Here is a 10579-nt window from a genome sequence, read left to right as displayed (position 1 = left end):
ATGGAACTTCGGCTCATCGGCATTGGCACGGGCAACCCGGACCACATCACGCTGGAGGGCGTGCGCGCGGTGCAAACCGCCGATTTGGTGCTGATCCCGCGCAAGGGCGCGGAGAAGCGCGATCTGGCCGATCTGCGCCGGGAGATTTGCGCGCGCCTGCTGGGCGACGACGCGCGGATCGTCGAGTTTGACCTCCCGACGCGTAACGACAGCGGCGACTACATGGCCGGCGTGGCCGACTGGCATGATGCCGTGGCCGCCGCCTGGCAGGCCGCGCTCGCCGCGCAGACCCCGCCTGCGGCCTCCGCCGCCCTGCTGATCTGGGGCGACCCATCGCTCTACGACAGCTCGCTGCGCATCGCCGCGCGGCTCGACCCGCAGCCGGACATCCGCATCGTCCCCGGCATCACGGCGCTGCAGGCGCTGACGGCGGCGCATCGCATCCCCCTGAACGAGATCGGCGCGCCAGTGCTCATCACGACCGGGCGGCGCTTGCGCGAAGAGGGCTGGCCGGACGGCGCGACCACGGTCGCGGTGATGCTCGATGGGGGATGCGCGTTTCAGGCGATCGACCCGGAGGGCGTGACCATCTGGTGGGGCGCTTACCTCGGGATGGAGAGGCAAATCCTGCGCGCCGGGCCGCTGGCAAAAGTCGGTGCGGAAATCGTGGCGGCCCGCGAGCAGGCGCGCGCCGCGCATGGCTGGATCATGGACACCTATCTGCTCAGATGGGCATGAAGAAGGGCGCGCCGCCGGCGCACCCTCCCCATCTCACGTTCTTGCATTCACGGTGCCGCGTTCAGGCCCGCGCCAGGGTATTAAGCTGCGAGCGTACCACCTCGATGCGTGGCTGCGCGATCTCGGCGACGCCCGGAATGGCTAGCACCTTTTCATAAAGCTGTGCGAGCCTCGGCTGGGCTTGATCCACCAGCCGTGCAAGCGCGGTGCGCCCTGCCGGCGACAGTTCTTCCGACAGCTGCGCCAGTCGCTCAAGCTCGCTGGCGGCGGCCTGCAGCTTCGGTAGCGCGCTCTGGGCTGTTTCGACGTCGCTCACGCCTTCCAGCGTGGTACGAAGCTCGGAAAAGGTCTTGTCCCAAGCTGTGGCGAGATCGACCCCGCCGGCCACCAGCCTGACCGGTCCGGTTTCGACAGTCTGGGTGCTTGTCGTGCGCTCGCCGACGACGGTCTCGTCGACCGGCGTCTCGCTGACCGTGGTACCGCGATCACCCAGGAACCACCACGCCACGGCCGCGACGGCCGCGATCGGCAGGAGCCAGGTGAGGATGCGGGGCGATGACCGTTTCTCCGCGGGCTTTGCCTGGGAAAAGGCGGCATGCGCCACTTTCTCGCGCGTGGGCGTGGCAGGCGCCCTCAGGCCGGGGATGTCGACGCCCTTGAGATAGTTCGAGAAGCCTGCCGGCAATGCCTCATTGACATGCTGCTTCTGCGCGCTGAGGAGCCGGGCCATGCCCGAAGTGTCGAGGCCTTTCTGTTCCTTCTGCTTGCCGATGATGCCGAGCACGGCGGGGGCAAGCATGCCGAGCAGCGACGAACTGGTGCCCTGGCTCATGCCGGCGAACTTCCCGATCGCGCTTGCCAGTGACGGCACGGATGACGGTCCCAGCAAGGTCGCCAGCGTGTTACTACCCTTCTGGATCAGGTCCTGCTGGCTGCCGCCTTCGAGCATCCCGGAGATGCTGTCGAGAATGCTGGGGTCCTGATCGCGTACCGCAGCGTCGATGGTGGCCGCCCCGCCCGGCTTCGACGCGATGCCGGCAAAGCTGCCGATGAGCGCGGGAACGGCAGCTGATACGGCCTGGCTGATCAGCCGACGGTCAATGCCGAGCGCCGAGGCGAACCGGCCGATCATTTCGGGTGTGATGTACTGCATTGCGATCGAGACGAGATTGGTACTCATGACGGGACTCCAGTTTTGCGGGTTCTGCAACGCCGCGCGGATCGGTGCCGCGCAGCAAATTCACTGACGTGAGGGGGCGCGCCAGCGCTGCTCAGAGGGAGACGTTACTTGCGAAAACCGGATTGGCCGACGTTCATCTTCCGCGTTGGTGAGTTTTTAGTGGGCTTGAAAACTCTGGCGTCCCGCTGCTGGACAATTGTGACGTAGAACTGGCGCGTATATGGCAAAGTAGAGGCGTCACACGCTGCAGACATGCAGCGCGATCTTCAGGGTGCCGTTTTTCAGCGGATGCCGACGATCAAGCGCATCGCGCTTTCTCGCCCTTCTTTTGTCGGCCTGATTGGGATCTTTTTGCCGATCGCCCCGTTCAGTCAGAGCTGTGCGGACAGATCGGGCGGTTGCCATGCGTCCGGGGTCTACAGCCTGCGGTGTGGCGGCGCGGGCTCGCCTGATGGCGAAATCGGCGTTTCTGGTGACCTTTCCCTGATCTGGATGCCGATCGCCAACGAATAAACTTAAATGCCATCAAATTCGAATAACATTTTAGGTCAAATCGAATGCCGCTGCCCGTCATCACACGAGACATGAGTGCCGAGGATCTGGAGCGCATGATGCAAAATGCGCAACGAGCTTCAAATTTCCTGAAGGCCATCAGTCATGAGGGCCGGCTCATGATCCTTTGTCACCTCGTCTCCGGTGAGAAGTCGGTGAAGGAGCTTGAGGACATGGTTTCAGCCCGGCAGGCTGCCGTGTCGCAACAACTCGCCCGGCTGCGTTATGAGGGGCTGGTGACAACGCGTCGGGACGGCAAGACGATTTATTACCGCCTGGCGGACGACCGTCCGCGGCGGCTTCTGGAGGTCGTCTACGATATGTTTTGCCGCGAGGATGCTGAGGAAGCTGCGGATGCTGAAAGCGCGCGTTAACGCCCGCGCTACTGTTTGCCTCAACGCCTAACCTTTGCTGATCCCGGCGCGATCGCCGCGGTTCCGGCTAATCTCTTGGGACAGCATATGGAAGCATTCATGCCGCCGCGCGGGCGCGTTCGGCGGCGTTGCGGATCGCGCGGATGTTTTCCCCGTACACTTCCGGGTTATCGACAGAGCCGCCCTTGAAAACGCCTGAGCCGGCGACCAGCACGTCTGCGCCGGCCTCGACCACCAGCGGCGCGGTCTCCGGCGTAATGCCACCATCCACCTGCAGATGAATCGGCCGGTCGCCGATCATTGCGCGCAGCTTGCGGATCTTGTCGAGCTGGGAGGCGATGAACTTCTGCCCACCGAAGCCGGGGTTCACGGTCATCACCAGCACCAGATCGCACAGGTCCAGCAGATATTCCGCCGCCTCGACCGGCGTGCCGGGGTTGAGCGCGATGCCCGCCTTGGCGCCCGTGGCGCGGATCGCCTGCAGCGTGCGATGCGTGTGCGGCCCAGCTTCAGGGTGCGCCGTGATGATGTCCGCCCCGGCCTCGGCGAAGGCATCGATATACGGATCGACCGGCGCGATCATGAGGTGCACGTCCATGACGGTCGTGACATGCGGACGGATGGCCTGGCAAAGCGGCGGGCCGAAGGTCAGGTTGGGCACGAAATGCCCGTCCATCACGTCGACATGCACCCAGTCGCAGCCCTGCGCCTCGATCGCACGGATTTCACCGCCGAAATTGGCGAAGTCGGCAGACAGGATTGACGGGGCGATCTTGATGCTGCGGTCAAAGCTCATTCGGGAGTCTCCGTTTGCGGCGCTTCGTCCGGGTTCCTGCCCAGTCTTCGCCCGCTCCTCCGGGCATCGATCATTCTCCCGGGAATGTCAAACAGATCGTCGCCGGCTGCCTCCCTCTGCCGCGGTCTGCGCTGCCGGGAAACGTCGTCCCAAGGATCAGCCCGGCAAGGGGAAGCGGAAGCTGTTGTAAGTTGACAAACCTGCTGCCAGGCCGCCTAAGTCGGCTCCCTTGAGCCAAAAGCCATGAGGAAAAAGTTAAAATACGCACAACAAGAATTCGAGGAATATCAATAAATATCTGTCCACGTGCGTCTTTGAAACAATACAATCACAATTTAAACCTGCGTCGCAGTTTCATGGGCTGCTAGGGAACGTCTCGTGCGCATCTTCGATTTCGCTGACATTCACGTCATCGGACGTGGCTGGACAAGTGTCCTTGAGCGAAGATGCCAGAATCCAATCTCATCGCCCTTCCGCCCGAGCGCGTGGCGGAGATGCCAGAACAATCGCTGCGCGTGTTCGACCCGCCGGACGCCGTCCAAGATCGCCTGCGCCGCATGAGGCCCGAGCCAGCGGGTGTGCAGGCGGCGCGGTTCCTTTTCGCACTGGGCGTCTTTGGGACGGTGGGTTTTGGCGTCTGGCTGCTTGCGGATCGGTTGAGCTGGAACGGAATCACTGTGTTCGAGGCCGTCCTCGTCCTCGTCTATGCGGTGCTTCTGCTGTGGTTGGCTGGAAATTTCTGGCTCTGCGTGGCCGGCGCGTTCGCAATGGCCAAGAGGCGCTTGGCCGGGCCAGAGTCCTCCAGCGGCCCCTTGGTGCAAAGCGCGCCTGCCCGCACGGCCGTCCTGATACCGCTCTACAATGAAAACCCGCGCGACGTCTTCGCACGCATTTCCGCGATGATCCGCTCCGTCGACGAAGCGGGCGGCGCCGGGGTTTTCGACTTTTTCGTGCTCAGCGACTCGACCGATCCGCGCCGTTACCTGGAAGAAGAATGGCGCTGGTTCGACACCTGCCGGCAGTTGGGGGTGCACGACAGCCTGTTCTATCGCCGCCGCGACACGAACGCGGGCCGGAAGGCCGGAAACATCGCCGAATTCTGCCGCCGCTGGGGTAATGGATACGACTACATGGTCGTCCTGGACGCTGACAGCCTGATGAGCGGCGATGCGCTGCTCGAATGTGTGGGGCGCATGAACGCCAATCCCTCGCTCGGGTTGCTGCAAACCTGGCCAAGGCCGATTGGCGGCACGACGGTGTTTGCCCGCGCGCAGCAATTCGCGGCCGCGGTGGCTGGCCCGCTGATGGTGCACGGCATGGCCGCGCTCGGCGGGCGCGCGAGCAACTACTGGGGCCACAACGCCATCATCCGTTGCCACGCATTCATCGAGAGTTGTGGCTTGCCCCGGTTGCCGGGCCGCCCGCCATTGGGCGGGGAGATCCTCAGCCACGATTTCGTCGAGGCCGCCCTCCTGGTGCGCAACGGCTGGGCGGTTCGCCTCGACCCGGATATCGCCGGCAGCTACGAGCAGGCGCCACCCAACCTTGTCGAGAGCTTGCGCCGCGACCGGCGGTGGTGTCAGGGCAATCTGCAGCATTTGCGCGTTCTGCTGGCGCGCGGTCTGCATCCGGTCAGCCGCATCAACCTTCTGGTTGGCATCCTGAGCTTTCTGGTTGCGCCGGTCTGGCTCGTTTTCGTGGCTGTCGGCATCGCGGTGGCGCTGGGCGGCGGCGTGTCCGAGCGCGTTGCCGACGTCTCCGCGCAAACGCGCGTCGGCCCGGACTCCACCGGCGCGGGGCAATTCTCACCCCTGACGCTGGATGCTGATGTGCTCACGCTTATTGGGCTGACGGCAATACTGCTGCTCGGGCCAAAGCTGATGGGCTTGTTCGCGGCGCTGTTTGCCAAGGCAACGAAGCGCGCGCAGGGCGGGACGCTTCGAACGACGGGCGGCTGCCTGCTGGAGACAGCGCTGTTCGCGTTGATTGCCCCGGCCGTGATGCTCGCGCACAGCCGGTTCGTCGTCGAAGTTCTGCTCGGCCGGAGTGTCGCGTGGACGGCCCCAGAGCGCGACGCGGCGCACGTGACCTGGGCGGAGGCGACACGGCCCCTGAGATGGGTGCTGCTGGCTGCCATCATCGTTGCCGCGCTCGGAACACTCCTGGCAACTGCGGCCTCCCTGTGGCTGACGCCGATCCTGTTGAGCGCGGTGCTTGCGATTCCGTTCGCGGTGCTGACTGGTCGGCGGGATGTGGATCTTGCTCTGCGTCGTCTTGGACTGTTGAGCATACCCGAGGAGAAACACCCTGCGCAGGTGCAACGCGACTATGCCAAGCGGCTGCGCACCCCTGAAGCGGAGAACCGTGAGACGCGCGATCCGATCAGCGTCCTGCGCAGCCTCGCATGGCTGCAACTGCACATGGGCTTGACGCCATTATCCCCCATCACCCTAGACGCAGAACAGAGCGACGAGGCACGCCGCTTTGCCATGGCTCACGGCCTTCAGGATCTGACTCTTGAGGATTGTCGCGTTCTGCTGGCGTGGTCAGAGGCGCTGGACGAGCTTGCCCCGAAAACGCAGGCACGAGAGCCATGATGAAGCGTCGAGAGTTTCTTTGCGGCGGGCTGGCCGGATTCGCGCTTTGCGGTCTGGGAAGCGTTCGGTCAGATCAGGCCTTGGCGGATGAGACGACATTTGACCGAACTCGCCTCGTTGAGCGTGCGCGCAGGCTTGCCCGCGAACCTTATCGCCCGCGCCCCACAATCCCGGCATCCGCGCTGCCGGAGATGACCTACAGCCAGTATCAGCGGATCGCGTTCAAGCGCAGCCGGCGCGTCTGGGATGACGGTGAGACACCGTTCTCCGTCGAGCTGTTTCACCCTGGCCTCTATTACCGCCGGCCCGTTGGCATGAACATTGTGGAAGGGAGCGGGATACAGCGTATCGCATTCGACCCGTCGAACTTCTCCTATCCCGAAACCGGCCTCTTGGCACGCGTGGCCGACAGCGGCCGCGCCGAGCTGGGCTACGTGGGGTTCCGCGTCTTTCACGAATCCGACCCGGCGCGTGACATCATCTCGTTCCTGGGGGCAAGTTATTTCCGGGCCGTCGGCCGGTCGATGCAGTATGGGCTTTCGGCGCGGGGGCTGGCCGTGAACACGCTGGATCTCGGGAATGAAGAGTTTCCAGATTTCACGGATTTCTGGATCGAGCGGCCGAAGCCGGGTAGCCGCACGCTCACGCTGCACGCTCTCCTCGACAGTCCGAGCGTGACGGGCGCGTACAGCTTCGGCGTTCGCTGGCACGGCGGGACCGAGGTCGACGTCGTTGCCGTTGTTTTCCCGCGCCGCCGGCTCGACACGCTGGGCTATGCGGCGACGACGTCAATGTTTTACGCCGGGGAAAATGACTGGCTGGACCGGCGCACGTTTCGGGCCGAAGCCCATGATTCCGACGGCTTGGCCATGCGGCGCGGCAACGGCGAGTGGATCTGGCGCCCTCTCGCCAACCCGCGGGTGCCGCGGGTGAGCACCTTTACCGATGACAATCCCAAAGGGTTCGGGCTGCTGCAGCGCGACCGCAGCTTCGACAGCTACAACGATATCGGCGCCGATTACGAAGACCGGCCCAGCCTGTGGATCGAGCCGATGGGCGATTGGGGCCGGGGGCGTATCGAGCTGCTGGAGCTGCCAACGGACGACGATATTTATGACAACATTGTCGCGGCTTGGCGGCCCGATCGGCCCGCCGAGGCGGGAACAGGACACAAGCTTTCCTATCGGATGTGGTGGGGCGATGGCGCGCCGTCGCATTTGCCGTGGCCAGGCGCGGTCGTCGCGACGCGGATCGGACGCGCCGGCCGGCCCGGCGCCCACGGACCCGGCCTCAAGTTCGTCGTCGATTTCGCCGGCGGCGCGCTCGCGTCCCTTGGTGAGAAGAGCAGGCCACGCGCCGAAATCACCGCATCACGCGGGACCGTGAACATTATCGAAGTGGTTCATGTCCAGGAGACGGGCCATTGGCGCATGGAGTTCGACATGATCGTTCCGGCGCAGGAAACGATCGACCTGCGCGGTTTCCTCTCGCTGGCGGGCCAAGCGCTGAGCGAGACCTGGCTTTATCGGCTCGACCCGGCGGACTGGGCGCCGCTGCTGGCGGTGGATGACTAGCCGCCAGCCCCTGCCGCGGCCCGCCCTTCCCTGAAAAGCCAGCACTCCGTCCACGCCGGTAGCGTACACCCAGGCCGGACCGGATGCCGTTGCCCTCGGGATGTGACGGCCCGCGATCCCCGCCGCCCAATGTCCAGGGCCCGGCCTGATCGGCCCTTCGGGCGCTGAACAACAGTCGTGTACCCTTCGGGTTTGAGAACAGGGCCCATCCTGTAGAATAAGTGAAAGAAGCTCTGAGCCGATTGTCGTGCCGCGCCGCCTCACGGCGGCAAACCGAAAGGCTGTGTCATGCATGAACTTCCGTCCAAAGCCCGTGTCGTCATCATTGGTGGCGGCGTTTCCGGCTGCTCGGTCGCTTATCACCTGACCAAGCTGGGCTGGACCGACGTCGTGCTCCTGGAGCGCAAACAGCTCACATCCGGCACGACCTGGCATGCCGCCGGCCTCGTCGGGCAGTTACGCGCGTCTGAAAACATGACCCGGCTGGCCAAGTATTCCGCTGACCTGTACACGCAACTCGAAGCCGAGACCGGCCTGGCGACCGGGATGCGGCAGAACGGCTCGATCACCGTTGCTCTCACCGACGAACGCAAGGAGGAAATCTACCGCCAGGCGACGATGGCGCGCGCCTTTGATGTCGAGGTCGATGAACTGTCGCCGTCGGCGGTCAAGGACATGTACCCCTACCTGAACATTTCGGACGTCAAGGGTGCGGTGCACCTCCCCGGCGATGGTCAGTGCGACCCCGCCAGCCTCGCGATGGCGCTGGCCAAGGGGGCCCGCAATGGTGGCGCCAAAATCTTCGAGAACGTCAAAGTCACGGCCGTGCACAGCCGTCATGGCCGGGTGAGCGGCGTCTCATGGGCAGAGGGCGATGCACTGGGGACCATCGAGACGGACCTCGTTGTCAACTGCGGCGGCATGTGGGGCCGCGATCTCGCCGCGCAGTCCGGCGTCACCCTGCCGCTCCACGCCTGCGAGCATTTCTACATCGTCACCGAAGCGATCGAGGGTCTGCCGGCGCTGCCGGTCCTGCGCGTGCCGGATGAATGCGCCTACTACAAGGAGGATGCCGGCAAAATGCTGCTCGGCGCGTTCGAGCCGAAGGCCAAGCCGTGGGGCATGGACGGCATTCCCGAGGATTTCTGCTTCGATGAATTGCCGGAGGATTTCGCGCATTTCGAGCCGATCCTTGAGATGGCTGTTGGGCGCATGCCCATGCTCGAAACTGCGGGCATCCACACCTTCTTCAACGGCCCGGAGAGCTTCACGCCGGATGACCGCTATTACCTCGGCGAAGCGCCGGAGCTTCGCGGCTACTGGGTTGCCGCGGGATTCAACTCGATCGGCATCGCCTCCTCGGGTGGAGCCGGCTGGGCGCTGGCTCAGTGGATGAATGACGGCCAGCCGCCCTTCGATCTTTGGGAGGTCGACATCCGCCGTGCACAGCCATTCCAGAAGAACCGGCGGTATCTTCGAGAGCGTGTCACTGAAACGCTCGGCCTGCTCTACGCGGATCATTTCCCCTATCGGCAGATGACGACCGCGCGCGGCGTGCGGCGCTCGCCCTTGCATGAGCATCTCAAGGCCAGGGGCGCGGTCTTCGGGGAGGTCGCCGGCTGGGAGCGAGCCAACTGGTTCGCCAGGCCGGGGCAGGAGCGCGAGTACCGTTATTCCTGGGGGCGGCAGAACTGGTTCGAGAACCAGCGCGACGAGCACCTGGCCGTCCGGCACGGCGTCGGCCTGCTCGATCTCACCTCGTTCGGCAAGATCAGGATCGAGGGAGGGGATGCGCTCGCTTTCCTGCAGCGGGTTTGCGCCAACCAGATCGACGTCGCGCCGGGCCGGATCGTCTACACGCAGATGCTCAACTCGCGGGGCGGCATCGCAAGCGATCTGACCGTGACGCGGCTGTCGGACACGGCGTTTCTTGCGGTCGTGCCGGCGGCGACGCTCCAGCGTGACCTTGCATGGATGCGCAAGCACCTGGACCCGGAGGAATTCGTTGTCATCACCGATATGACGGCATCCGAGGCCGTTCTGGCGCTCATGGGGCCGAAGTCCCGCGATCTGATCCAGCAGGTCAGCCCCAACGATTTTTCCAACGACTCCTTCCCCTTCGGCACGGCGCGGGAAATGGAGATCGGCATGGGTCTCGCCCGCGCGCACCGGGTAAGTTATGTCGGCGAACTCGGCTGGGAGATTTACGTCTCGGCGGATCAGGCCGCCCATGTGTTTGAGGCTCTGGAAGAAGCGGGGGAGCCGTTCGGCCTCAAGCTCTGCGGGCTTCATGCGCTCGATTCCTGCCGGATCGAGAAGGGCTTCCGCCATTTCGGCCATGACATCACCGACGAGGACCATGTGCTGGAAGCCGGGCTGGGCTTCGCCGTGAAGACGCGCAAGGGCGAGTTTATCGGGCGTGATGCTGTGCTGCGCAAGCGCGAGGCGGGACTGACGCGGCGCATGATGCAGTTTCGGCTGAAGGACCCGGAACCGCTGCTGTTCCACAACGAGGCCGTTGTCCGGGACGGGCAGATCGTCTCGACGATCACCTCGGGCAACTATGGCCACTCTCTCGGCGGCGCGATCGGCCTTGGCTATGTGCCCTGCGCGGGGGAGAGCGAAGCCGACCTGCTCTCCTCGACCTACGAGATCGAGATTGCCGGCGCGCGCGTGCCCGCCGAGGCGTCCTTGAAGCCGATGTATGATCCGAAGGCCGAGCGCATGCACCTGTAAAAGCTGCGCTCGCACCCGAACCCCGTGGCGGC

Annotated in this window: 8 protein-coding genes; 6 read left to right on the top strand and 2 right to left on the bottom strand. The window is 64.5% G+C overall.

Annotated features, from left to right (window positions below):
- Complete coding sequence (gene cobF / locus BXY53_RS13445) at positions 1–738, top strand: precorrin-6A synthase (deacetylating) (RefSeq protein WP_119062541.1); 738 nt, start codon at positions 1–3, stop codon at positions 736–738.
- 61 nt (positions 739–799) lie between these two features.
- On the opposite strand, the gene BXY53_RS13440 is transcribed toward cobF, so the two are convergent.
- On the bottom strand, positions 800–1918 hold the full coding sequence (locus tag BXY53_RS13440; RefSeq protein ID WP_119062540.1) for a DUF937 domain-containing protein: 1119 nt from the start codon (positions 1916–1918) through the stop codon (positions 800–802).
- A gap of 252 nt (positions 1919–2170) precedes the next feature.
- Between BXY53_RS13440 and BXY53_RS13435 the strand changes: the two genes are divergently transcribed.
- Together BXY53_RS13435 and BXY53_RS13430 are read left to right on the top strand one after the other, a co-directional pair.
- Entirely contained in the window at positions 2171–2431 is a 261-nt protein-coding gene (locus BXY53_RS13435; RefSeq protein WP_119062539.1) for a hypothetical protein, read from the top strand.
- A 44-nt stretch (positions 2432–2475) separates the two neighbouring features.
- Complete coding sequence (locus tag BXY53_RS13430; RefSeq protein ID WP_119062537.1) at positions 2476–2844, top strand: ArsR/SmtB family transcription factor; 369 nt, start codon at positions 2476–2478, stop codon at positions 2842–2844.
- A 97-nt stretch (positions 2845–2941) separates the two neighbouring features.
- On the opposite strand, the gene rpe is transcribed toward BXY53_RS13430, so the two are convergent.
- Positions 2942–3640: a ribulose-phosphate 3-epimerase gene (rpe, locus tag BXY53_RS13425; RefSeq protein ID WP_119062535.1), complete on the bottom strand. Its 699-nt coding sequence runs from the start codon at positions 3638–3640 to the stop codon at positions 2942–2944.
- Positions 3641–4086: 446 nt separating this feature from the next.
- On the opposite strand from rpe, the gene mdoH reads away from it, so the two are divergent.
- The 3 genes from mdoH to BXY53_RS13410 all read left to right on the top strand — a co-directional run bounded on the left by mdoH (position 4087) and on the right by BXY53_RS13410 (position 10547).
- Positions 4087–6237 (top strand): glucans biosynthesis glucosyltransferase MdoH, encoded by a 2151-nt coding sequence (gene mdoH / locus BXY53_RS13420; RefSeq protein WP_119062533.1) that lies wholly within the window; start codon positions 4087–4089, stop codon positions 6235–6237.
- Positions 6234–7811: an OpgD/OpgG family glucan biosynthesis protein gene (locus BXY53_RS13415; protein ID WP_119062531.1), complete on the top strand. Its 1578-nt coding sequence runs from the start codon at positions 6234–6236 to the stop codon at positions 7809–7811. Before mdoH ends, BXY53_RS13415 begins: the two co-directional genes overlap by 4 nt.
- A 288-nt stretch (positions 7812–8099) precedes the next feature.
- Positions 8100–10547: a GcvT family protein gene (locus tag BXY53_RS13410; RefSeq protein ID WP_119062529.1), complete on the top strand. Its 2448-nt coding sequence runs from the start codon at positions 8100–8102 to the stop codon at positions 10545–10547.
- The last annotated feature ends 32 nt before the right edge of the window (positions 10548–10579 follow it).

The sequence above is a fragment of the Dichotomicrobium thermohalophilum genome, from assembly GCF_003550175.1.
GTDB lineage: Bacteria > Pseudomonadota > Alphaproteobacteria > Rhizobiales > Rhodomicrobiaceae > Dichotomicrobium > Dichotomicrobium thermohalophilum.
This window is presented reverse-complemented; position numbering and strand designations above follow the sequence as displayed.

Excerpts from the sequence above, each read along its gene's own strand:
- mdoH (WP_119062533.1), top strand. The coding sequence starts at position 4,087 with ATGCCAGAATCCAATCTCATCGCCCTTCCGCCCGAGCGCGTGGCGGAG.
- BXY53_RS13410 (WP_119062529.1), top strand. The coding sequence starts at position 8,100 with ATGCATGAACTTCCGTCCAAAGCCCGTGTCGTCATCATTGGTGGCGGC.
- BXY53_RS13440 (WP_119062540.1), bottom strand. The coding sequence starts at position 1,918 with ATGAGTACCAATCTCGTCTCGATCGCAATGCAGTACATCACACCCGAA.
- cobF (WP_119062541.1), top strand. The coding sequence starts at position 1 with ATGGAACTTCGGCTCATCGGCATTGGCACGGGCAACCCGGACCACATC.
- BXY53_RS13415 (WP_119062531.1), top strand. The coding sequence starts at position 6,234 with ATGATGAAGCGTCGAGAGTTTCTTTGCGGCGGGCTGGCCGGATTCGCG.
- BXY53_RS13435 (WP_119062539.1), top strand. The coding sequence starts at position 2,171 with ATGCAGCGCGATCTTCAGGGTGCCGTTTTTCAGCGGATGCCGACGATC.
- BXY53_RS13430 (WP_119062537.1), top strand. The coding sequence starts at position 2,476 with ATGCCGCTGCCCGTCATCACACGAGACATGAGTGCCGAGGATCTGGAG.
- rpe (WP_119062535.1), bottom strand. The coding sequence starts at position 3,640 with ATGAGCTTTGACCGCAGCATCAAGATCGCCCCGTCAATCCTGTCTGCC.